This window comes from Bartonella sp. ML70XJBT (assembly GCF_028618425.1).
Classification (GTDB): Bacteria; Pseudomonadota; Alphaproteobacteria; order Rhizobiales; family Rhizobiaceae; genus Bartonella.
This window is the reverse complement of the sequence record NZ_JAQISX010000002.1, coordinates 202,179-224,783: the sequence shown is the minus strand read 5'-3', so window position 1 is coordinate 224,783 and position 22,605 is coordinate 202,179. Positions and strand designations below refer to the sequence as shown.

At 38.8% G+C, this 22,605-nt stretch carries 21 protein-coding genes and 2 tRNA genes; 18 read left to right on the top strand and 5 right to left on the bottom strand.

Features of this window, described 5'->3' with window-relative positions; all coding sequences use genetic code 11:
• The 15 genes from PVV65_RS01865 to PVV65_RS01795 all read left to right on the top strand — a co-directional run.
• Positions 1-1,379: hypothetical protein (locus PVV65_RS01865; RefSeq protein WP_273788979.1), on the top strand; the 1,379-nt coding region annotated here is incomplete at its 5' end.
• A 41-nt stretch (positions 1,380-1,420) separates the two neighbouring features.
• On the top strand, positions 1,421-1,804 hold the full coding sequence (locus PVV65_RS01860; RefSeq protein WP_004854271.1) for a hypothetical protein: 384 nt from the start codon (positions 1,421-1,423) through the stop codon (positions 1,802-1,804).
• A gap of 1 nt (position 1,805) precedes the next feature.
• Positions 1,806-2,861 (top strand): tail fiber domain-containing protein, encoded by a 1,056-nt coding sequence (locus PVV65_RS01855; protein WP_273788977.1) that lies wholly within the window; start codon positions 1,806-1,808, stop codon positions 2,859-2,861.
• Complete coding sequence (locus tag PVV65_RS01850; RefSeq protein ID WP_273788976.1) at positions 2,861-4,687, top strand: hypothetical protein; 1,827 nt, start codon at positions 2,861-2,863, stop codon at positions 4,685-4,687. Before PVV65_RS01855 ends, PVV65_RS01850 begins: the two co-directional genes overlap by 1 nt.
• The gene (locus tag PVV65_RS01845; protein ID WP_273788975.1) at positions 4,680-6,923 is read left to right on the top strand and encodes a hypothetical protein; all 2,244 of its coding nucleotides are present in this window, start codon (positions 4,680-4,682) and stop codon (positions 6,921-6,923) included. The genes PVV65_RS01850 and PVV65_RS01845 overlap by 8 nt, the downstream gene beginning before the upstream one ends.
• Positions 6,923-7,915, top strand: a complete 993-nt coding sequence (locus PVV65_RS01840; protein WP_273788974.1) for a transglycosylase SLT domain-containing protein — start codon at positions 6,923-6,925, stop codon at positions 7,913-7,915. Before PVV65_RS01845 ends, PVV65_RS01840 begins: the two co-directional genes overlap by 1 nt.
• Positions 7,908-8,888, top strand: a complete 981-nt coding sequence (locus tag PVV65_RS01835; protein ID WP_273782871.1) for a phage tail protein — start codon at positions 7,908-7,910, stop codon at positions 8,886-8,888. Before PVV65_RS01840 ends, PVV65_RS01835 begins: the two co-directional genes overlap by 8 nt.
• A 9-nt stretch (positions 8,889-8,897) precedes the next feature.
• Positions 8,898-9,161 (top strand): hypothetical protein, encoded by a 264-nt coding sequence (locus tag PVV65_RS01830; protein ID WP_273721760.1) that lies wholly within the window; start codon positions 8,898-8,900, stop codon positions 9,159-9,161.
• Between the two features lie 6 nt (positions 9,162-9,167).
• Entirely contained in the window at positions 9,168-10,772 is a 1,605-nt protein-coding gene (locus tag PVV65_RS01825) for a hypothetical protein (RefSeq protein ID WP_273788973.1), read from the top strand.
• 13 nt (positions 10,773-10,785) lie between these two features.
• Complete coding sequence (locus tag PVV65_RS01820; protein WP_273788972.1) at positions 10,786-11,451, top strand: lysozyme; 666 nt, start codon at positions 10,786-10,788, stop codon at positions 11,449-11,451.
• Positions 11,448-11,675 carry a hypothetical protein gene (locus PVV65_RS01815; RefSeq protein ID WP_273788971.1) on the top strand — a complete coding sequence of 76 codons (228 nt, stop codon included), beginning with the start codon at positions 11,448-11,450 and terminating at the stop codon, positions 11,673-11,675. The genes PVV65_RS01820 and PVV65_RS01815 overlap by 4 nt, the downstream gene beginning before the upstream one ends.
• Complete coding sequence (locus PVV65_RS01810) at positions 11,608-11,814, top strand: hypothetical protein (RefSeq protein WP_273788970.1); 207 nt, start codon at positions 11,608-11,610, stop codon at positions 11,812-11,814. The genes PVV65_RS01815 and PVV65_RS01810 overlap by 68 nt, the downstream gene beginning before the upstream one ends.
• The gene (locus PVV65_RS01805; RefSeq protein WP_273721277.1) at positions 11,807-12,025 is read left to right on the top strand and encodes a hypothetical protein; all 219 of its coding nucleotides are present in this window, start codon (positions 11,807-11,809) and stop codon (positions 12,023-12,025) included. The genes PVV65_RS01810 and PVV65_RS01805 overlap by 8 nt, the downstream gene beginning before the upstream one ends.
• A 27-nt stretch (positions 12,026-12,052) precedes the next feature.
• Positions 12,053-12,838, top strand: a complete 786-nt coding sequence (locus tag PVV65_RS01800; protein WP_273788969.1) for a DNA adenine methylase — start codon at positions 12,053-12,055, stop codon at positions 12,836-12,838.
• 64 nt (positions 12,839-12,902) lie between these two features.
• Positions 12,903-13,271: a helix-turn-helix domain-containing protein gene (locus PVV65_RS01795; RefSeq protein ID WP_273788968.1), complete on the top strand. Its 369-nt coding sequence runs from the start codon at positions 12,903-12,905 to the stop codon at positions 13,269-13,271.
• Positions 13,272-13,371: 100 nt separating this feature from the next.
• Here PVV65_RS01795 and PVV65_RS01790 read toward each other — a convergent pair.
• From PVV65_RS01790 to PVV65_RS01770, 5 genes are all read right to left on the bottom strand, one after another.
• Positions 13,372-13,461, bottom strand: a tRNA-Ser gene (locus PVV65_RS01790).
• 949 nt (positions 13,462-14,410) lie between these two features.
• Positions 14,411-14,486 (bottom strand) — tRNA-Thr (locus PVV65_RS01785).
• Positions 14,487-14,672: 186 nt separating this feature from the next.
• Positions 14,673-16,031, bottom strand: a complete 1,359-nt coding sequence (gene accC, locus PVV65_RS01780) for an acetyl-CoA carboxylase biotin carboxylase subunit (RefSeq protein WP_273754111.1) — start codon at positions 16,029-16,031, stop codon at positions 14,673-14,675.
• A gap of 14 nt (positions 16,032-16,045) precedes the next feature.
• Positions 16,046-16,546: an acetyl-CoA carboxylase biotin carboxyl carrier protein gene (gene accB, locus PVV65_RS01775; RefSeq protein WP_273788967.1), complete on the bottom strand. Its 501-nt coding sequence runs from the start codon at positions 16,544-16,546 to the stop codon at positions 16,046-16,048.
• 253 nt (positions 16,547-16,799) lie between these two features.
• Complete coding sequence (locus PVV65_RS01770; protein WP_273788966.1) at positions 16,800-17,672, bottom strand: DsbA family protein; 873 nt, start codon at positions 17,670-17,672, stop codon at positions 16,800-16,802.
• A gap of 336 nt (positions 17,673-18,008) precedes the next feature.
• Here PVV65_RS01770 and glpD point away from each other — a divergent pair, with 336 nt between their 5' ends.
• The 3 genes from glpD (at position 18,009) to cobT (ending at position 22,580) form a co-directional block, all read left to right on the top strand.
• Positions 18,009-19,541, top strand: coding sequence for a glycerol-3-phosphate dehydrogenase (gene glpD / locus PVV65_RS01765; protein WP_273788991.1), 1,533 nt, complete (start codon positions 18,009-18,011; stop codon positions 19,539-19,541).
• Positions 19,542-20,223: 682 nt separating this feature from the next.
• Positions 20,224-21,207, top strand: coding sequence for a tRNA dihydrouridine(20/20a) synthase DusA (gene dusA, locus PVV65_RS01760; RefSeq protein WP_273788965.1), 984 nt, complete (start codon positions 20,224-20,226; stop codon positions 21,205-21,207).
• 365 nt (positions 21,208-21,572) lie between these two features.
• Positions 21,573-22,580, top strand: coding sequence for a nicotinate-nucleotide--dimethylbenzimidazole phosphoribosyltransferase (cobT, locus tag PVV65_RS01755; RefSeq protein ID WP_273754116.1), 1,008 nt, complete (start codon positions 21,573-21,575; stop codon positions 22,578-22,580).
• Positions 22,581-22,605 lie beyond the last annotated feature (25 nt).

Below are 22,605 nucleotides of genomic sequence, written 5' to 3'. Positions count from 1 at the left end.
TTTTGCCTGCACCAAATTCATATATTCCGTTTCCCATTGTGGCGCCGGTTTCAGATCCTTTTCCAGATGTGATTTTGGGAGTCTATGCTGTGCGCTCATTGGGTGGTGTGCGCATCATTGTGGGCGCACCAACAAAGCTTTATGAATATGACAACAGCACGCGCGGCTGGAAAGACATTAGCAAGCCTCACACACAATATCACGCCAATGAGACTGCGCTTTGGTCTTTTGCCTCCTTTGGGGACCATATCATTGCTGTTAATAGCAATGACCCACCACAAATGCTTTCGTTGAAAACAGATGAAAAGTTTTGTGATTTGAGTGGTAATCCGCCGCGTGCTGGACTTGTGCGTGTGTGGGGTGATTTTGTTTGCCTGATGCAACTAACAGATAAGCCAAACCGTGTTCAGTGGTCTGGTTTGAATGATGCAACACATTGGACGGTTGGGGAGAAAAGTTGCGATTATCAAGATTTTCCTGATGGTGAATACGTTCAAGGGTCTACGGAATCAACAAATCCACTTATTTTTATGCGCTCCGCCATTTATCATGCAACCTTTGTACCAGGCTCTAAAATTATATTCAGTTTTGCAAAAATAAAAGACAAAATAGGCGCGAAAAGCAGCACAGCAATTGCAAGCCGTGGAGACTGTACTTTCTTTGTCTCTGATGATGGTTTTTATCAAATCAACAGTGTGGGTGAAATGCTCCCTATTGGCTTTGGCAAAGTCGATAAAACTATCTTCACACTTTACAATAACTTTGCCATTGATGAGATGAGGGCATGTATTGATCCGGTCTATTCTCGTGTTTATTTTTCTATCAATGATAACACCGAAGGGATGCATATTTATGTTTATGATTGGCTTTTGCAAATATGGAGTGTCATTAAGGGGCAGAACCTTCTCTTATTTCCCCTTTTTGCAGCCGGTTATACATTAGAAGGCTTAGACGAAGTACAAGAGAGCTTGAAAGATTTACCAGCTTCTCTTGATAGTAAAATGTGGCAAAATGGTGCGCCTGTTTTGGGAGCCTTTACGCCAGACAACACATTTGGTTTTTTTGCAGGTCCTCCGATGGAAGCAGTTATTGCTTCACAAATTGTGGGGGATACGGGCAGGCAAATCAACCTGATGAGTGAGGCTTTTGTTCAAGCGGATACAACAAAAGGTTTTTTAAGTGTTGGGGCGGCATTTATCATTGACAACAAGAACCAATTAAATTGGGCTAAAGAGCGTTATGCCGGCTATAATATTGGGATGTATAATATCCGCTCACGAGCGCGTTATCACGCCTTGCGTCTGAGAATACCAGAAGGCACGCCATGGACACATATAACAGGCTTTGATGTAACGCTCAAACCCGCGGGCATAAGATGAGTTTTAAGATCTATAATACAGAAAAATGGAGCGCTAAACAAATGGCGCCCTATTTTGAGAATGTCATAAAATCGATAGCTTACTTTAATCAAAAATTTCCTGATGATTATAATACAGAGACCATTTTAAACGATATTTTGAAGGGAGAAAAAGTTCTTTGGATTATCGTTGATGCGCATGAAAACTTTATGGCGCATGTCACAACACAGTTACAGGAACTCGTCACTGGAGCATTAAGGGCGGTTATTGTCACGCTTGGTGGAAAGGGAGGAGCGCCCTTAACAAAGCTTATCACTCAGATTGAAGCCTATTACAAGGAAAAAGGGGCAAAAGAGCTTGTCATCATAGGCAGGCGAGGGTGGGAAAAATCTCTTAAATCGCATGGATATTTCGTTAATCTTTTAGAATATAGAAAGCAGCTTTAACATGGGAAAAAGTTCTAAACCAATCCAGAATACCCAAAATACGACGCAAACAAATGCACCCCCTGAATGGGCAAAAGGTATTTTTGAACACGCAGCTCAAGATGCCATGACTTTTTATAATCAAGGTAGCGGAAAAGCCGTTTATGACGGGCAGCGAGTTGCGGGGTTAAGTGATCAGACAAAGAATGCGATTAATGGGCTTAGCAATAATACGCATAACTATGATAACAATTATTTAAATGGAATAGCCACAGGGCAAAATTCAACAAGCCAAAACTTAAAAAATATGGCTTCAGGGCAGCAAATAGGCAATAACCCTTATTTTAATGAAGCACTTCAAAACACATTAAATAAAGCAACAAATTCTATTAATAGTTCATTGGCAGGTGCTGGGCGTTATGGTTCTGGGGCGCATACTGGGGTTTTGGCTGATGAATTGGGGGGCATAGCAACACAAGCTCTATCACAGCAATATAACCAAGATGTCAACAACATGATGAATGCCAATGGTCTCATTGACCAAGCAAACCAAAATCAGTTGGCGGGCGCCAATAACTTCTTTCAAGGTCAAGGTCAGGCAAATCTTAATGCGTTGACGGGAGGGAGTGTGCTTGATGCCAATCATCAACGGCAATTAGATGAAGAGCGGCAAAAATGGGAGCAGCAGAACAATCTTGATTGGGACCAGTTAAGTAAGTTGCTTACAGCTGGTGGGGCTGTTGCTGGAAATTATGGAACGCGAACAGGACAAATGACGACATTGACGCCACAGCCAAAACCTAATCCGTGGGAGATTGTTGGAAATGTTGGAACTATCCTTGGTACTTTTGCTGGGCTTAGCGACATCAGAGCGAAAGAAAATATCGTGCAAGTGGGGCAGAGAAATGGCTATAAACTCTATGAGTATAATTACAAGGGCTATCCAGAGCGCTATCGCGGGGTGATGGCACAAGATGTTTTGAAGTTAAAGCCTGAAGCTGTTTTCTTGCATAATACCACAGGCTTTTTGCATGTGGATTATGGCAAGCTTGGATTTGAAATGGAAAGGGTGCAGTGATGGAACAAAACAGCTTTAATACTTTATCACTATTTATGAATCCAAAAGTTTTGCGTCCTTTAATACATCAGGGTTTTTTTCAGTTACCTAAATATTTTTTTCAAAAATATTCCACGCCTTCAAACACACCGTTTGAAGGACGATACAAGCCAAGTTTTTTAGAACGTGCTGCTTTTAGCACAAACCCTTTTGATGCGAACAATGGGGCTGATACTCCACAAAAATTGAGTCCTACAGAGCTTATTCGCGGCTCTCAAACAGGAGGAGGAGACGTTGGGAAAAAAACGCCAGCAGAATTGATTATGTCTACGGATGATTTAAAACGCCAAATGCCTCCCTTGCCGGATGTTTCAAAGGATACTGTTAAGATACAAGAGGCACCAGAGCAACAAAAACATGACTTCTCAGAGCAGGGAGGCGTTACATCAATGATCCCTCAATCTCCACTTGTTGGGAACATTGATCAGTCTAGTGGGGATGAAGCTGGGCGACAGCAAAAAGATGTGATGGATTATATTACAGAGATCAACAACAGATCTATGGCAGAGAATCCGCAGGAGAGCAGCCCTGTCAATGAAGAAAAACTTTCTCATATGCCTATTCAAGAAGAAGAACATTTAAAAGCAAATGCTAAGCCCGAACAGGCAACCGATTATGTAAACGCAGTTGGAAATTTTATTCATAAAGATGCAGACCCAAGTAGCTTATGGGAGCGTTTTAGAAAATCAGAATTTTCCGAGCATTTAATGGATTTTTTTGCGGGGCTTGCATCAGGGAAGACACCACAGGAAAGTTTTTCAAATGCGGCACTTGTTATGCGGCAGGGCAATAATATACGTGCTCAAAATAGACCAATTTTTGAGTTTTTACGCTCTAAAGGATATAGTGATAAAGACGCACAAGCCCTTGTGCAATATCCAGATCTTGCCATGAAAGTTATAGGCAGCACGTTAAGCCCTCAAGAAGGCTATAGGACATTGACAGCGGAAGAAAAGGCAGAGCAGGGATTGCCTGAGAATATGACTTTCCAAGTCTCAACAAGCACAGGGAAAATTATACCTGTCCAAGGAGGACAGCTTTCCACTGCTTCCGGATTAGGAGGGAATACCGATGGCATGCTGTCAAAGCCTGAAGCAGGTTATATGTATATTAAGGATAAAAAAGCACCTGGTGGGATACGTGCGGTGCCAATTGCAGGCAGTGGTGCAGAACATAAATTAATTCAAGAACAGAAGGAGGAGGAGCGTAAAAACCAACAAACACAAATGCAAATTCTGGATACAGAGGACAGATCAAATCGTATACTCTCAGCATCTAAAGAATTGCTAAAAATTGTTGAGGAACACCCGCATGTTGTTGGTTTCACGGGTTCTATAGAGTCATTCATACCTGGTTTTAAGGCAAAAGATTTTGGGCATATGCTCGATTCATTGAAGGCAAGTATCGGGCTTGATGCCTTGAGAAAAGCAAAAGCATTTTCACCAAATGGCGCATCTGGCTTTGGGAATTTGTCTAATATGGAATTGCAAGCATTGCAAAACTCTGTAGCGGCGTTGTATCAAGATCTTTCTGCAGAGCAAATGAAGAAATCTTTAAAAACAGTTATTGACACTTTCAATAAATCCAATGCAGCAACGCGCGCAATTCTTTTTGGTGGTGCAGAAGCAACAAACGAGCTCGTTCGAGCCGCCTATGGGCAAGATGCTTATAAGGGAAATCATGCACAGTCAAATGATCCACTAGAAAAACAGATAGAAGCATTACCGGAAGGTGTATTGTTTATTGATAGTGACGGGCGCATTAAGGAGAAACAAACCAATGGCTGAAGTAATTCCTCCTCTTATTAATCGTAAAAACACAAGAGTCATTGGGCATATAAGTGACTATACACCAGAACAACTTCAAGAGCTTTTCGCGAAGAATAAGGAAAGGCTGAGGGGTTCTTTTGCAGAAAATAATGCGATCACAGCAGAAAATGATCCACATCCAAGTGCAGCGGGTGCTTTTGGATGGGGTGCTCTTCATGGGTTAACCATGGGGTATGATGATGAATTAGCTGGAATATTAGAAGCAGGTCCTATTGCTTATTGGATGGGAGATAAAGAGGCAGTTAAAAAATATAATGAAGTAACAAAGCGATGGCGTGATTATCAAAGAGCGGCGAACCGAGATCATTTTTATTTATCTCTTGCTGGGAATTTAACGGGTGCTGCGGCACCCATAATTGCTTCTGCGCTCTTTCCTCCTGCGGGAGGGGCTGCTGCTGCTGCGGCGGCTCGTGCGGCAATTGGGGCTGATGTTGTCTTGGGAGGTAGAGCTGGTGTTGCAGGAGCACAAATAACCAGTAAAGCTTTAGCAGCAGGAGAAAGGGCGGTGCAATCTGCTTTAGCAGAGGGTGCGGAACGGGCAGCGGCAAAAGCTGCAGGTGAAGCAGCAATGAAAGCAGTAGCAAGTAAAGAGGCGGCAAAATTTAGCTTGGGGCGTGCAGCAAAAGCTGGAGCCATTTATGGTGGAATAGCAGGCAGTGGTGAGGGGGAAGGGCTTGCAGATACTCTAGTGTCTGCTGGGTTAGGTGCAGGGTTAGGTGCTGCAACGCCATTTGTTGCCAGTGGTGTATCAAAAGCAACATCTTTTGCGACAAGATCACTTAAAAAAACGCCTGCTATTGTGAAAAAAACACCTGAGGCTCTCAAAAACACAGTTGGAAAATTGTTTGGTAAAACTGAACCAATAACACAAGGTATAGAAAAAGAGGCATTTCAGATAAGCGATAGAGCGCTTAGGGATGTAAGCCAAACTTTAGGGGATGAAGGTGTTGATAAGCTTGAAAGGGCATTAAAACAGCGTGGTCCTGATTCAATGATTATTGATCTTCATGATGGTCTTGCTACGAGAGTTTTTAAGGCGGCAAAAAAAGATCACGATACCTATTCACTCATAAGTAATCGTTTGAATGAAAGACAATATGCCAGTGATAAGCGAGTAAGTGATGCCTTGACAGAGGTGTTGGGTCCAAAGGTCGATACGCTCAATTTAAAAGAAGAAATTATTAAGCAAGCACAGAAAAAGGCTGAACCATTTTATGAGAGGGCAAAAGCTTCTCCCATTTCAAATGCTGTTCGTGAAGATTTATCGCGCTTGCAAGAAACCCCCGCATTCCAAAAAGCATACAAAAAAGCAATTGCACAAATGCCAAATGAAGCGGATGCAACAGTTATAGGGAGCAATGGATATCCAAAGCTGAATATGCGAATTTTACATAAGATGAAAGAGGTTTTGGATGATCAAATTAATTCTGCACGTATCAAAGGAAAATGGGGATATGCTCGAGATTTGACTGATTTCAAACAACGCATTCTGGACATTTTGGATACGTCATCTCCAGATTATGCGAAGGCACGGAAAATTTATTATGACGAGCGTACTATCGGTGATGCCCTCGAGCAAGGAGAGCAAGCACTGAAGAAGAGCGTTAATCTTGATACAATCAACAGCCAACTTTCAGATTTGGGGTTAATGGAAAAAGAGGCTTTTCAAAAAGGTGTACGGTCACAAATAGAAACTGCGGCAGGCAATGCACAGAATTTTGAACACAGTCTTTTGAGTTTGTTTGACACAAAAAATGGTCAAGAAAAATTGCAGCGTATTTTTGGTGAGGATAAAGCTAAGCAACTTATGAAAGTGTTGCGACCAGAAGTGGAAAGAACAAAGCTTTTTGCACGATTGCCAAACCATATAGGTGAAGTGGAAGAGAGGGGGGCACAACAGACTATGGGTATAGGAAAGATTGCTTTCATCAAGGCAGTTGTAAAAAATTTCTTAGAGAAATTTGGACGCAAATTCTCAAGCGTCCATAAAGATACTGAGAGAGATATTGCAGCGCTTATAACAGCGCGGGAAAAAGGAGACTTTGGGTTAGCAAGAGAAAAAGCCGTTGAATTAATTAAGAAGTTTCATGAAGCAGAAAAGAAACGCTTAATAACCAAAGAAGACCACACAAAATTCTTCAATTTTATTGGCATTCTTTTGAATAGCAGTGCTGATAGAACGGTTATAAACTAATGATCAATTTTCATCCCAATGTAAAGCGTGCTATCTCACAGGCAGCACAAAAATATGGTTTGCCAGAAAGCTTTCTTGAACGTGTTGCTATGATAGAAAGTAATGGTAATCCAAATGCAAGAAATAAGAACAGCAGTGCGGGAGGGCTGTATCAATTTCTCGATTCAACAGCAAAACACTATCAACTCAATAACAAGTTTGATCCCTTTCAAGCAACCGATGCTATGGCACGGTTAACGAAGGATAATACACGTTATTTAGCCACAGCATTAGGCAGAGAGCCATCAGAGGCAGAGCTTTACCTCGCACACCAACAAGGACCAGCAGGGGCAGTAAAGCTTATCAAAAATCCACATATCCCAGCAAGCCAGCTTTTAGGTCGACAGGCAGTCACACTCAACGGTGGCAACATGGAAGCTACAGCAGGGGATTTCATGAATCATATTTATGGGCTTTACAATAAAACGGGAGATGCTTTGAAGAGAACGATACAGCAAAACCAAAGCAATGGACAAGCGGCACCAAACGATGTGGGTCCTTTGCGTGGGGTTGAGAGGCTTCAAAAGACACTTCAAGGTAATCAGGTGGGGCAAGGTGATCAAGGGGGCAACCAATTGATGGCATATGACACGCCATTTCCAAACAGAATGATGGCACCTGAAAGCAGAGACAATTTAACAGGACAGGTTATGGAAACCACACCATTACAAGCACAAGGTATTGATGCAGGTGCTCTTAAAAAGGGCTTTTCCGGCTTGCTTCATTTAATGAGAGAGAATGGAGAACGACAAAAACAGCAGGCACAGATGGTACAGCAACAAATGTTGCAGCAACCAGTCATGGCGGGTTTCTCACAATCGACTGGGCGCCCGACAGATTTAACACCTCTCATTGATCCCTCTAGGCGGCAATCTGTTGGTTCCTATGGGCGGCAAAAAGAAGAGCAATTGCGCCAAGAGCTATTAAGAAGAACGGGGGCTTATCATGTCTGATATTTATGACTGGTCACTCACAGCTGATCAAAATGCCAATTCCGATAGTATCATTAATTGGGCAGAAGGGCAGCCGCCTAGTTCTGTTAATGATAGTGCGCGGGTCATGATGCAGCGTATACGTGAATATCTTGCCGATAATGGTGGTTCTCTTGACTCAAAGTTTATTGTGAATGCAAAGGAACAAACAACATCAATTACGTTGACGACGGTTTCGCCAATAGCGAAATATAAAAACGATATCATTATCCGTTTTAAGGCGCGTGGTATGAATATTGGCACGACAACAATAAACATGAATAGTATGGGAGCAAAGCCACTCTATAAAGCTACCAATACGGGGATAGTGCCATTGATAGGCGGTGAGTTACAAAAAGGGGGTATTTATGAAATTGTCTATAATGATGGCGCATCAACAAAAGATCTTGATGGCTGGTATCTTTTAAATCCTACCCCCATTCCACCACCAAAGGTCGAAACCTTTCCTTGCGGGTTTATTGCGACCTTTGCTATGCAAGAAGTGCCAAACGGTTGGCTTTTATGTGATGGTGCTACATATGAACGCAAAGATTATCCGCAATTATTCAAGGCGATAGGGGATAAATGGGGAAAAGACAGCGATACAACCTTTAAAGTTCCAGATTTTAGAGGAGTGTTTTTGCGCGGCTTTGACAATGGTCGTGGTTTAGACAGAAGTAGAAAATTTGCCGATATACAGCAAGATAGCCTTAAATCGCATACACATGCTTGTAGTGTTGAATCGGCGGGGCAGCACGCACATGAGTTTCAGTATGCTGGAGTTGGATGGAGCGCCAATGATATTGGCAGAAGGAACCCCAGTTATCACTATCAAACCCTTACAGGGATAACACAACCTGCTGGAGTGCATACGCATAAGGTAACACTTTCTTCAACGGGCGAGGCAGAAACGCGCCCTGTTAATACTACGGTTGTTTATGCCATAAAATCATAAGGTTTTCAGATGATCAATAATCCGTCTGCTATTGATGATATTGCGGACGCGGAGCAAATCCGCGTCCTTTTTTATGCAAGCAATAGAATGGTTCATGCGCCATTGAATAAGGTGCTTGATCTCGTCAAAAGCGACATACATCATGATCTTTTAAGCGCTTTGGCAGAGTATCAAGAAGCGACAGATCAACGCATAGAGACCATGCAAAAACTTATTGATGAATTACAGTCTCTCATCCCCAAAAATCTCAAAAACAGACTTACTAAGGAATGAACCGCGATGCCATTACCCTATCATACGCATATCTTTAAGCTTGAACCAGCAACAAAGAAAGAAGTCAAAGAAGGTGTTTCAGATAGTAAGGCTCTTGCACCTGTTTCAGTGGGGAGTGCAGCAGCTTATGAGGTAGAATATTTTGCAACTGCTGCTCAAGGGAAAAAGGCTGATGATGCTGTTGCAAAGAGAGATATTGGAGCTCTTGCTTACAAAGATAAGGTCACAATCCACGATATTGAAGCAAGTGGTGAAGCTCATGAAAATACGATTTTATCAGGCGCTGGCTGGGTAAAAATATCGCCTTTAGGGATTGGCGATATGAAGGCTGCGACATATGACCCCGACAATGTGGGGGCAAATGCATTTTCTATGGAAAATATGAGTGAGGGTCCTACAAAAAAGATTTTGACAACAGAGGAAAGATCAAAGCTACGATGGTTAAGCCCTAGCCAACCAACAATAGAAAAGTGGCATAAGGGAATTGAAGGCGTTTATTATCCCATATCTCCGGCAGATCTCAAAAATACCATTAGCTATTTCGTAGCATCAAAGTCTTTTGGTATGTCAAAATCAGTTTATGATCCAGATACAATAGAAAAAGATGCCTTTGATATGGATAATATGAAAGAGGGAAATAAGCATCTTATCTTAACGTCTCAAGAACGTACACAGATTGCTAAAATTGATAAAGTTGAAGACGATGTAAAACAAGGGCTTCATGTTGCAAGTGAAGCAAAAACGATTGCGACCACTGCACAAACAGCAGCCAATAAAGCGCAAGATACAGCACGCAATTTGCAGAAAAAAGTTGATCTCATTCAACCTCTTGCCAAAAAAGACTGGATTGATGGCACAAAGACAGTGGATGCACTTATCTCACCAGCCAAACTGATGGCTTCAATTAAAGCAAATAGTAGCAATAGCAGCGGTGCTGGTAACGGCAATAATGGTGGCGGGGTTAGAAAACCTGTTGAAATTCTGATGACAGAAAGCGGAGATATTCCATTGCCTGATGGTATTACTGCTGAGACCGATATCGAAGTATGGGCTTGGGGCGGTGGAGGTGGTGGTGTTAAAGATGGCGGCGGCGGCGGCGGTCAATGCGTGCATCTTAAAATGAAAGGTTCTGATTTAGATAAATTAAAAACAGCTTACATTGGTCGTGGTGGTAAAGGCAATGACAGTAATGTTTTGTGCAATGGTGGTAGAACAATGATCAAAGGACTTGTTACTGCAGAAGGAGGATATTCCGTCTCCATGATTTTTGTTAACTTTGGAGGGAAAGGCGGTGATGGAGGAGGAAACAGAGGGGGCACCAGTGGTGAGAGCTTTATTTTTTCTGGTGGTAATGGTGGCGGGAGTGGGGTCGACGGCAAGAGAGCAGGTACCGGAGGAAGTTCTTTTCTTGGCGGTGGCGGAGGAGGTGGTGGTCAATGCAAGGGTTCTATCATGGGGCAGGGTGGTGAGAGTTACAAAGGCGGTAACGGTGGTAGAGGTGGTAAAGAATGTGGCGGCGGCGGCGGCGGATATTTTGATGGGAAACACGGAGGCGACAAAATTGGCGGCGACGGCGGTGACGGAGCAGTACTCATAAAGGTATATTTATAAGGTGAATTGAACAATGGCACGGAAAATAAGTAAAGACTGTTTATATTGTTTAAAAAAGTGGGAAGGTTTGCGCTTGCAGGCTTATCAAGATGCTTCTGGCGTATGGACGATTGGTTATGGTCATACGAAAAAAGCCGGTAAACCAACAGTTATTGAGGGCATGGTGATTACGGAAAAAAAAGCCGAAACCATGCTTTTAGCAGATTTGCAGCAATATGAGAGGGCGGTAGAAAAAGCAGTTTGTGTGAATTTAAGCGATGAACAGTTCGGCGCTCTTGTTTCCTTTTGTTATAATGTGGGTATTGCAGCTTTCCAAAGCTCTACATTGCTTAAAAGGCTTAATCGGGGGGATTATGAAGCCGTTCCCTTCGAATTACAAAAATGGACCAAAGCGGGTGGAAAACGTTTACAAGGTCTCGTACACAGGCGTGTAGCAGAGGCAGGGCTATGGGCGAAAGGGGCTTATGTTTCTTCTAATTATCAAACAGTAGAAATGAATCAACCAACAGGTTTTCTCAAAGCAGAAGCATTGGCACCGATTATTGGTTCTTTCTCAGGGCTTGGTGGTTTTTTAGCGGGGAATGGTCCAGTTCAATGGGCTTTGGCAACCATTATGGTTTTAGCCGCATGTACTGGCATTTTCTTTATTGCTAAACGCTTTCAGGAGCACCGCCTATGATCTTATGGATGAAAAGAAACTTGATGCTAACAGGTGCGGCTTTAGCCGCTTTTTTTATTGCCTTAGCAAGAGCTTTTACCCTTGGAAAAAAGGTTGAACAGCAAAAGCAAACAGAAAGTGCTTTAAAGGCAGCAACAGCACGGCTTGAGGTAGAAAATGAAATTAACAAAAAAAGTGATGCTGATGTGCTTGCTGCTCTCTCTCACTGGTTGCGCGACAAATAAATATGCTTCTTCTTGTGTTGGTTGGTTACCTATTTATTTAAGCCGACAAGACCTGAACACCATTAGCTCAAACTTAGCAAGAGAGATCTTAAAGCATAATGAGCAAGGTGAACGCTTGTGTGGGTGGAAACATGGTTAGAAAAAAAACGACAAAACACACAAAGCTTACAGAAGCAGAAAAAGAAATGCTTCAAGAAATGATCATCACCTATCAAAGCGTGAAAATGATGTCACGCTTGATGAAATGGATAGCATTTTTTCTTTTTTTACTTATCCTTGATTTTGCACGCTTCATGGATGCGATAGATAATGTCATTGCACATTTAAAACAGTGGTTCACCAAAAATTAGAGCCTACAAAACTTTTCCTTTAAAGATATGACAAAACAAGATTTTACACAGACACTGTTTGCGTGGATGGGTGGAAAACATTATCTACGTAAGAAAATTATACCGATTTTAAATAGTATTGATCATGAAACCTATGTTGAACCGTTTTTAGGTTCAGGTGTCATTTTTCTAAACAAAAGACCAGCGAAATATTCCGTCATTAATGATTTGAATGGAGAGATCACGAATCTGTTTCAATGTGTTCAAAATGACTTTGATGATTTAGCCAAACGATTAGAGTGGTTTGTTTGTTCAAGACAGTTGTTTTTTGAACTTGCTGCTATTGACCCAGAGAGCCTCTCCAAAGTTGAAAGAGCAGCACGCTTTTTGTTTCTCCAACGTTGTGTGATGTATGGGAAAGAAGATTACTACTCTTTTAGCTTTGTAGGAAAAAAAACGGTAAGCTTTAATCCGGACAAACTTTTAGTAAGGATGAAACGTGTTAGGAAAAAACTGCTTAATACAGTTATTTTAAACATATCGTGGGAACGGGTTGTGAAGTTATTTGATGCGCCCGATAGTTTGTTTTATTTAGACCCACCTTATCTTATAAAGAAGAAATGCTATAGCTCTGGTAATTTTGTTGAAGATGATTTTGAGAGCATGGCAAAAGTTCTTAAAGGTATTCAAGGCAAATTTGTTTTGAGTCTGAATGATTGTGATGCTGTAAGAGAGATCTTTAAAGATTTTGATTTTTTAGAAGTAGAGACCCTTTGGACAGCAGGTACAGCAAAAAAAGCACCTCGAAAAGAAGTGCTGATTCGTAATAATTGAGGAAAGTTTGAAAAAGATTTGTTAGAATCAGCAGAAATATTTCTTCTCTAATAGGACTTTTTATATGCTTACATCATTTGGCAAAATTTTACGCAAACTTCGTATTGATCACTCTGAACGCCTTTTAGATATGGCTGAGAAATTAGATGTATCTGTATCATTTTTGTCTTCTGTTGAGATTGGCAAAAAATCTGTACCCGTTGGCATGGAAGAAAAGATCATTAAGCTCTACGCTTTAAATCAAGATATAGCTTTTCTTTTAAGAAAAGAGGCTGACTCTTGCCGTAAGAGTTTTACAATAAAACCTTCTGATTCATTTGGGCGTGAAGTTGTTGGCATGTTTGTTAGAACTTTAGAAAATTTTTCACAACAGGATTTGACAGAATTTAAAAAATTATTGGAAAAAGTTGGCAAAAAAAGATGTGCTCTGTAAAGGTATGTTGCAAAATCCTATTCCCGAACCTTTATTTATTTATCCCGCACCTTAAAAAACAGCTATAAAATCAATAAGTTATAGCACGATAAAAGTGCTGTGGCGGAGGGGGTGGGATTCGAACCCACGGTACAGTCTCCTGCACGCCGGTTTTCAAGACCGGTGCCTTAAACCGCTCGGCCACCCCTCCAAAACAAATACGTCTTTTTACAAAGTTCTTGCAAAAGGTCAATCATTTTAATGCGCATTCTAAAGCGTTTTTGTAAAATTATTTAAGTTTCAAGCAAAATAACTCCTCATAAGTCAATTCTTTGAGTGGGCTATCTTAATAATTTTATTTTTAAACATAATAATTCTTAATGAAGACAAATATGACTTTTATCATTTCGTTTTCCTGTTTAAAAGTTTTTTCATAAAGCAATATTTTTAAAATCTCTAAAAATCATTTATGTTGTGCGAAAAGAATATCTTATTCTTCTGATAGTTAAGAAAACATAAATTTGTGAGAATGACACATATTAATCATGATGAGTTTATATTGATTTTAAATAAGTATGATTTAATATGAAAACTCTTTAAAAGATTTTAATTTTTTAATAAAAATATGTAGATATCTACTACAGTTAAAAATTAACTTTAAGAAAACAGCTGATTTACTCTCATAAAGAAAAGCTGAAAAATTTAAGTAAGAATCATAGTAAAATTTTCATTGATTAACAGTAGTTTTTTTCATTTTTATATTAATTGAATAAAATTTTACGCAAGATTTGTATTGACAGTGTAAAACTTTTTCCAAGTACGACTAAAAATTAGATATATTTATAACGCTTTTTCTATAAAATTAAGTGGTAAGTTAATGTGAATAGAAAAAAGCTTATTGAGAGATACACCTAGATCAATAGGGAAAAGTCCTTTTATGAAATAATCAAAGATTCTACAATAATATTTTTAATTCTTTGAATGATATATAGATGTAAAAGAGATGGAAAGCGATTCTAAAAATGCTAATTGAAATAGGCAAAGAGCATAAATCTTAACATACAGACTTTCAAAGCCCACATCCTTACTTTTATTCTAGCGCCCTTAACGCTAAAAAAATGTATGAAAAACCAATAGCTTATTTTGGATAAAAAAGAGCATGGTGCCCCCAGAGAGACTCGAACTCCCGACCCCCTGATTACAAATCAGGTGCTCTACCAACTGAGCTATAAGGGCATAACCACGTAGGAGTTAGCACAAACTTACAAAAAGGAAAACAGAAAATTATCAATTTTTGTACATATTAAAAGAAAATTATATAACAAATAAAAAATAATCAGCTTATTTCTTTTTTAACGATGTTTACAGTAGCGTCGAAATATCCTTACTTATAGAATCTGATGATAGTCTATCGTTCTTGAATCAAAAGTCTGAAGAAGTCTGTTGCTGAGAAAGGTATTTTTCTAGCCAGTGAATATTATAATTACCGTTTGCAACATCTTGATTGTTAATGAGCTCACGAAAGAGAGGAAGTGTCGTTTTAATCCCATCCACGACAAACTCATCTAAAGCACGTCGTAAACGCATCATACATTCTAAACGGGTACGTCCATGAACAATCAGCTTTCCAATCATGCTATCATAATAAGGAGGAATTCGATAACCTGAATAAGCACCTGAATCAACACGAATTCCTAAACCTCCAGGGGTATGAAAATGTGTAATGGTTCCCGGTGACGGGGTAAAGGTAAGAGGATCTTCTGCATTAATACGGCATTCAATGGCGTGACCGAAGAAACAAACATCATCTTGTGTCACTGAAAGCTTGCAGCCTGATGCAATATGAATTTGTTCATGAACTAAATCTATACCTGTAATTTCTTCAGTTACAGGATGTTCGACTTGTAAACGCGTATTCATTTCAATGAAATAGAACTCACCATTTTCATAAAGAAATTCGACAGTACCAGCTCCACGGTATCCGAGTTGAGCACAGGCATTTGCAACAATACTACCAATTTTTTTTCTTTCAGTTTCATTAAGAGCAGGTGATGTAGCTTCTTCCCATACTTTTTGATGTCGTCGTTGAAGTGAACAATCACGTTCTCCTAAATGAATAGCATTTCCCGCACCATCACCTATAACTTGTATTTCAATATGACGAGGCTTTTCTAAATATTTCTCTATATAAACAGCGTCATCACCAAAGGCTGCTTTTGCTTCTGAACGCGTTGTTTTAAGAGCTATCGAAAATTCTTGTTCAGAATGAACGACTTTCATACCACGTCCACCACCACCGGCAGACGCTTTGATAATAACGGGATAACCAATTTCACGAGCAGTGCGTAAAGCATCTTCTTCTTCTGTGACAGCTCCATCTGAACCAGGAACGACAGGAATACCAAGTTTTTTGGCAGTTTTTTTGGCCTCAATTTTATCGCCCATGATTCGAATATGAGCAGCCGTTGGGCCGATGAATGTAATATCATGGGCTTCTAAAACATCTGCAAATTTTGCATTTTCAGAAAGAAAACCATAACCCGGATGAACGGCATCAGCTCCTGTAATTTCACAAGCAGCTATAATTTGCTGAATACTCAAATAAGAATCTCGAGCAGGAGGAGGGCCAATACAGACACTTTCGTCAGCAAGACGAACATGCATTGCATCTGCATCAGCAGTAGAGTGAACAGCTACGGTTTTTATACCAAGTTCTTTACATGCACGCAAAACGCGAAGAGCAATTTCTCCCCGATTAGCAATGAGGATTTTTCGAATCATAACTACCCCTCGCTTTATTCAACAATAATAAGTGGTTCACCAAACTCAACAGGTTGGCCATCTTCGACAAGAATAGTGGTTACTTTTCCTGAGCGTGGTGATGAAATTTGATTCATTGTTTTCATCGCTTCAATGATTAGTAACGTCTCTCCTTCAGAAACACTTTGCCCTATTTCTACAAATGGTTGAGCACCTGGAGAAGGGGCAAGATAAGCTGTGCCAACCATTGGAGAGGTTATGGTATTTTTTGATTTATCTTCTTGGAGAGGCTGTATGGGAGATTCGGTTGTTGGGACTTGAGAAGATGTTGCAGAAAAGCTAGGAGTGGCAACAGGGGAATAAATTACTTGTTCGGAAGAAGTTGAGTTATTTTGGCGTGAAACACAAATACGAAGTTCCCCTTGTTCAACTTCAATATTTGTTAAATTCGTATCATTCAAAATTTCAGCAAGATCGCGAATAATTTTTGTATCAATTGCGGTATATTTTTCCGAATCTATTTTTTTTGTTGCCATTTTAATTCTAACTCCTTGATCAATAAAGATCGCCATTATCTCATTTTATGACTGAACATCTCTAGATTAGGGATGATATCTTTTGAGGCTTTAAAGATTTTTATTTCCTTTAAGTCATTATACTTTGCAATTTTAAACTCGTCTCTGCTGTATGCAAAATTGCATTTATAAGCCTGTTATCAAAAAAGAGAAAGCATAAAATCACTTCATTTATAGTATTCTTCCTAAAATGGATCAGGTATAAAAAAGCTATTCACTGTATATTGTCTATCGCTTGCTTTAGCATATCCTGGCTGGCTGCACCGATGAGTATTTTATTACCGATAATGTAAGAAGGCGTTCCTGTAATATGAAGTGTAGAGGCAATTTGAATATTTTCTTTAAAGGTATTTTGCAGATTAGGATCTTTTATTGCATTACGGAGTTTTTTTTCATCTGCTCCTAATGAAACAGCTATTTTTATAGCTTTAGCTTCATTTACACGCCCCTGATGTATTAAAAGCGTTTTGTGAAACTGTGGATATTTTTCTGGAAATTGTTTTCGAAATGCATAGGCAACAGTATGGACGGCTATAGAATCAGGTCCTAAAATTGGCAAATCCTTGATAATGACTCGTAAATCTGGGTATTCTTTTATCAAGTTTTCTATATTCGAATAGGAATTTTTACAATGTTGACAGTTGTAATCAAAAAAATCAACAAGTACTTTTTTGCCATTTGGATTGCCTAAAACAGCGTCATGAGAAGAGTGGAAAATCTCCTTTTTTAACGAATGGATGACAGAGGTTTGTCTTTCGTTTTCGTATTCATTCTGCTTTTCTAGCTTGTCTTGAAGGATAAGCTGCATTTCAATCATAATTTCTGGATGATTAAGAAGATACTCTCTCACAATTTGTTGAATTTGATGAGAATCAATATGGGAGGTAACTTTTTCCTTAAGCTTAGATAAAAAGTTAGAATCTTCCAGAAGTTGTATTTTAAGATTTTCTAAGTTTAAATGATTTTCTGTTTTGGGATGTGATGTTGCATTTGATAAAGAAGGGAAAAAAAATAAAATACTTAATATAACAGAGGTTAAAATTTTTGAAACAAGTGTTACTTTTGGATTTTGAAGTTGATGAGTCATCTGTATCCCTTCATATTTTCTATCGTGTTATTTAAGTGAACTATATGAAAAGCGTTATCTCTGTGCAATAAAGCATTAGCTATAGTTGTTATTCACAAATGAGCAAAAACGTCAATTTTTCTCTAAAAAACTTTATATAATGCACATTTTTAAAGATTATGTTTTTTCGAAGATAAAAAAAATCTCTTTAATTTGTCAAATGTTGTTTTGATAAAAGGGTATCAAAAAGCTTTTTATGCGTATTTATTGTGGAAAAAAGCAGATTGATAATACAATGAAACGCACTCGTATTGATTTTTTAATGTTACTTTATTGAGTAGTGTGAAACAAAATTAAATCATGAAAAGTAAAATTATGAAAACCACAACGCATTATGAGCTGTTTATCATTGGAGGAGGGATAAACGGGTGTGGATTGGCAAGAGATGCAGCTGGACGCGGTTTTAAAGTAGGATTAGCTGAAATGAATGATCTTGCATCGGGAACATCGAGTGCATCAACAAAGCTTATTCATGGGGGGCTTCGTTATCTTGAACACTATGAGTTTAAACTTGTTCGTGAAGCATTAAAAGAACGGGAGATCATTTTACGTATGGCTCCACATATCGTGCGTCCTTTGCGTTTTCTTCTTCCTTATCATAAAGAGTTGCGTCCTGCTTGGATGTTGCGTTTTGGACTTTTTATTTATGATTATTTAGGGAAATGGAATCAGAAATTGTGGCGCAGTAAAACGATTAATTTTTCAAAAAAGTTTTGCTCTACACTAAAGAAAGAATATCAGAGAGGTTTTGAATATTCTGATGCCAGAGTCGATGATGCCCGTTTAGTCATTGCCAATGCGCGTGATGCAGAAAAATGCGGAGCAGATATAAAAGTACGGACAGAAGTTCTCTCTTTAAAAAAAGAAGAGAAAAAATGGCGTATCATTCTACAAGATAAGTTAAGTGGCAAAAAATATAGTGTCACAGCCTCTTATGTCGCAAATATGACAGGTCCGTGGATTGATCATGTTTTGACGAGCATATTAAACTGTAAAGAACATCCACCTGTACGGCTTGTTAGAGGTTCTCATATTTTGGTTCCAAAGCTTTATACGCATGATCGTGCTTATATTTTTCAAAACGGTGATGGACGTATTATATTTACTATTCCCTATCAAGAAGATTTTACTTTGCTTGGAACTACAGATTGTGATTATCAGGGAAATCCAGCCAATGTTCATATTACAGATGCAGAGATTAGTTATATTTGTGCAGCAGCCAGTGAATATTTCATACAACCAGTGTCGCCTAAAACGATTGTTTGGTCTTACTCTGGAGTTCGTCCACTCTATGATGATGGGGCTTCAAAAATGCAAGAAATTACGCGCGATTATGTTTTGAAAGAAATAGGAACAGGAAGTACACCAAAAATTCTCAATCTTTATGGTGGAAAAATTACAACTTATCGTAAATTAGCTGAAGATGCGATGAAATTTGTTGAAAAAGCGCTTGGTAAAAAGGGGGCATCATGGACGGCTAATGCAGTTCTTCCCGGCGGTGATTTTCCTTATAACCAATTAGATACAATCGAAAATAGGATTGCTTTTTTGACGCCAGATTTAGATGCTTTTACACATCGCAGGCTTGCACGCTCCTATGGTACAGAAGCATTGGTGATATTTGCTGATGGTAAGGCGAATAGAGGAAAAAATTTTGGACATGGACTTTATGAAATAGAAGTAAAATGGTTAATGGAAAAGGAATGGGCAAAAACATCTGAAGATGTGTTATGGCGTCGTTCAAAACTTGGCCTTTTCTTTAATGAGCAAGAGGTTGAGATTCTTTCTTCCTATATGCAAAGCCAAAAAGAAATTGAAAAACATTTATAGTCGTTTAAGTTTAGCAGGTTTTATCTGCAATATTGTAAAATATTTTTCTTCAGGAGATCTTAATACAATCCATAAACATTGAAAAATGCTGTTTGTCTATATTCTTAATTTAGTTTTTTGTAACAGCCATAAAATGGCAAAATTGGATGGAATATTTAGAATGAAATTTGTTTATCCTATGACGGAAAATTTAATAAATACCACCAAGAAAAACGCATTGAGAGAAAATAATTTATAATCGGATTTGTATGGAAGAAGAAATTTTTGTTTTTTATTGGAGAAAAAATAAAAGCACTTTCTATTGCGTTTGTTTTACAACGAATTGAAAAAGGCTAAAGAAAAATAAGCCTATCGTGGAAAATTGTGGAATGTTTTAGTTTATTATTTTAAACTCTCTGGTAAAATCCGTAAGGATGAGAAGTTAATGACATAAAAAACTTTAAAATGAGTTTTTTGTACATTACAGGTGAAGATCTTCTTTTTTCATGTTTATATACTTTAGCGTTACTCTATAAAAATTGTGGTTTAATATGCTTGATTATCGTCAACCTTTATATCAATTGAATAAAGGCGCTGTTGGTATATTCATAATGGTTTCAGAGAATAAAGCTTTCTGTAAACTAAAAGGTAAGTATTTTCCTCTGTATAAAGAGAGATACTGGGATATAAGAGCAGTGCCCTCATGATATTTTACAATGTTCCATCGCCTGTAAAATTTGCAGTAGCACCAATGTTGGACTGGACAGACCGACATTGCAGATTTTTTTATCGTCTTTTAACAAAAAAAGCACTCCTTTATACGGAAATGGTGGTAGCAGATGCCGTCATTCATGGTGTTCGCAAACAATTGTTGGCTTTTAGCCATAAGGAATGTCCAGTTGCATTACAATTAGGGGGAGAGGATCCGAAAAAATTAGCAGAGGCTGCACGGATTGCTGAAGATTTTGGTTATAATGAAATAAACCTCAATGTTGGTTGTCCATCAAATCGTGTTCAAGCAGGTGTATTTGGAGCTTGTTTGATGTTATATCCTGATACTGTGGCAAATGCTGTGGAAGCCATGAAAAAAGCAGTTACGATACCTGTAACGGTCAAATGTCGTCTTGGGGTTGACGAGCAGAATGAAGAATTAGCTTTAGATCTTTTAGCAGAGAAAGTTTGGAATGCAGGATGTGATGCCCTTTGGGTTCATGCGCGTAAAGCGTGGCTAAAAGGATTAAGTCCAAAAGAAAATCGCAATATTCCACCCCTTAATTATGAAAGAGTTTATAAATTAAAACGTAAATATCCTCATAAATTCATTGGGATAAATGGTGGAATTAAATCAATTGATGAGATAAAAGAACACTTGATTTTTTGTGATTCTGCCATGGTTGGGCGCCAAGTTTATCATGATCCAACTTTGTTAAAGCATATTGATTTTGAACTCTATGGTGAGTCGCAGAATAATTTGAGTGAGAGTGATCTTATTGAAATCATGTGTGATTATGCGGCTCAACATATTGTATCGGGAGGGCGTCTTTCTCATGTGACGCGTCATATGATTGGTTTATTTCATGGGCGGGGAGGGGCTCGTCGATGGAGACAAATATTATCTAATGAGGCGACAAAACCAAATGCAGATATCTATATTTTGAAAGAAGCTTTTTCTGCACTCATGGGATAAAAGCAAGACATTAACATGTGTAAAGCTCAGATCCTTTGTATTTTGATCATTTGGATTTTATAGTTTGGGGAAATTTATAACTTTTATTATGAATAAGGATATTAAAGTTTATATATTAAACGGCATGTTGATGACATCTATTAGACAGAAAAATAGGTTAAAGATATCCTGTAAAGCTCGTCATAACGTCTTGATGCTATTTTGAATCTTGCATGTTTCTTATTGGGGTAGAAAATGGAATATAGAAGTCTTCGCTATAATATTTAATATTTTAAAAACACTATTTAAAAAAGCAATAAATTATTCATACCCTATCTATATGACGTGATTTTCATTAAACATTGTAGATTTTAAAAGGTATTCTCATGACAGCTCGTCCATTTGATGATTTTCGTACTTTACTTACAAATTTACCTGTTGCTGATGAGTTTTCGATAATTTTAGCTAAAAAACGGCAAGAAAACTTAACAAAAGCGCGAGGATCATTAGGAAAACTAGGAGATATTGCTGTTTGGTATGCGGGGTGGAGAGGCACAGAAAAACCTATCGTAACGCGGCCTTTGGTCGCTATTTTTTCTGGAAACCATGGTATCGTAGAAGAGAATGTTACGCCATATCCACAATCGATGACACAAAAGATGGTTCAAAATTTTGCATCTGGTGGTGCTGCTATCAACCAAATTTGTATAGCTTATGATCTTGGATTAAAAATTTTTGATTTAGCACTGAAATATCCAACAATAAATATTACAAAGGATGCCGCAATGGATGAGCGGAGTGCGGCTGCTACAATGGCATTTGGCATGGAATCCATTGCTGGTGGGACAGATCTTTTATGTATCGGTGAAATGGGGATTGGAAATACAACAATAGCTTCAGCTTTATGCTTTGCATTATTTGGGGGAGAAGTTGAAGAGTGGACAGGAAGTGGTATGGGATCGGAAGATGATTTTTATCAGCGTAAAATAGCAGCGATTAAGACAGCTGTCGCTTTGCATAAAGAACATTTCAACGATCCTTTTGAGATAATGCGTCGCTTGGGAGGGCGTGAAATTGCTGCTATGGTTGGTGCTATTTTAGCAGCAAGAATGGAAAAAATACCCGTTATTTTAGATGGTTTTGTGGCAACAGCTGCTGCTGCTATCCTTTATAAAATGCATCCAAGAGCTCTTGAACATACCCTTGTTGGACATGTTTCTTCTGAGGAAGCTCATCGTAAACTTTTAAAAAAAATTGGCAAAGAGCCACTTCTGGATTTGGGAATGTGCCTTGGTGAGGGGGCCGGAGCCGCTATGGCTGCTGGTATCGTCAAAGCTGCTGTTTTAACACATGCGCAAATGGCGGTTTTGGAGCAAGAAAGTTTGAATACTTAAAAAAATATGAGAAGGACATAAAAAA

Coding starts and splice junctions, on each gene's coding strand:
- PVV65_RS01860 (WP_004854271.1), top strand. CDS start 1,421: ATGGCGCCCTATTTTGAGAATGTCATAAAATCGATAGCTTACTTTAAT.
- PVV65_RS01855 (WP_273788977.1), top strand. CDS start 1,806: ATGGGAAAAAGTTCTAAACCAATCCAGAATACCCAAAATACGACGCAA.
- PVV65_RS01850 (WP_273788976.1), top strand. CDS start 2,861: ATGGAACAAAACAGCTTTAATACTTTATCACTATTTATGAATCCAAAA.
- PVV65_RS01845 (WP_273788975.1), top strand. CDS start 4,680: ATGGCTGAAGTAATTCCTCCTCTTATTAATCGTAAAAACACAAGAGTC.
- PVV65_RS01840 (WP_273788974.1), top strand. CDS start 6,923: ATGATCAATTTTCATCCCAATGTAAAGCGTGCTATCTCACAGGCAGCA.
- PVV65_RS01835 (WP_273782871.1), top strand. CDS start 7,908: ATGTCTGATATTTATGACTGGTCACTCACAGCTGATCAAAATGCCAAT.
- PVV65_RS01830 (WP_273721760.1), top strand. CDS start 8,898: ATGATCAATAATCCGTCTGCTATTGATGATATTGCGGACGCGGAGCAA.
- PVV65_RS01825 (WP_273788973.1), top strand. CDS start 9,168: ATGCCATTACCCTATCATACGCATATCTTTAAGCTTGAACCAGCAACA.
- PVV65_RS01820 (WP_273788972.1), top strand. CDS start 10,786: ATGGCACGGAAAATAAGTAAAGACTGTTTATATTGTTTAAAAAAGTGG.
- PVV65_RS01815 (WP_273788971.1), top strand. CDS start 11,448: ATGATCTTATGGATGAAAAGAAACTTGATGCTAACAGGTGCGGCTTTA.
- PVV65_RS01810 (WP_273788970.1), top strand. CDS start 11,608: ATGAAATTAACAAAAAAAGTGATGCTGATGTGCTTGCTGCTCTCTCTC.
- PVV65_RS01805 (WP_273721277.1), top strand. CDS start 11,807: ATGGTTAGAAAAAAAACGACAAAACACACAAAGCTTACAGAAGCAGAA.
- PVV65_RS01800 (WP_273788969.1), top strand. CDS start 12,053: ATGACAAAACAAGATTTTACACAGACACTGTTTGCGTGGATGGGTGGA.
- PVV65_RS01795 (WP_273788968.1), top strand. CDS start 12,903: ATGCTTACATCATTTGGCAAAATTTTACGCAAACTTCGTATTGATCAC.
- accC (WP_273754111.1), bottom strand. CDS start 16,031: ATGATTCGAAAAATCCTCATTGCTAATCGGGGAGAAATTGCTCTTCGC.
- accB (WP_273788967.1), bottom strand. CDS start 16,546: ATGGCAACAAAAAAAATAGATTCGGAAAAATATACCGCAATTGATACA.
- PVV65_RS01770 (WP_273788966.1), bottom strand. CDS start 17,672: ATGACTCATCAACTTCAAAATCCAAAAGTAACACTTGTTTCAAAAATT.
- dusA (WP_273788965.1), top strand. CDS start 20,224: ATGATATTTTACAATGTTCCATCGCCTGTAAAATTTGCAGTAGCACCA.
- cobT (WP_273754116.1), top strand. CDS start 21,573: ATGACAGCTCGTCCATTTGATGATTTTCGTACTTTACTTACAAATTTA.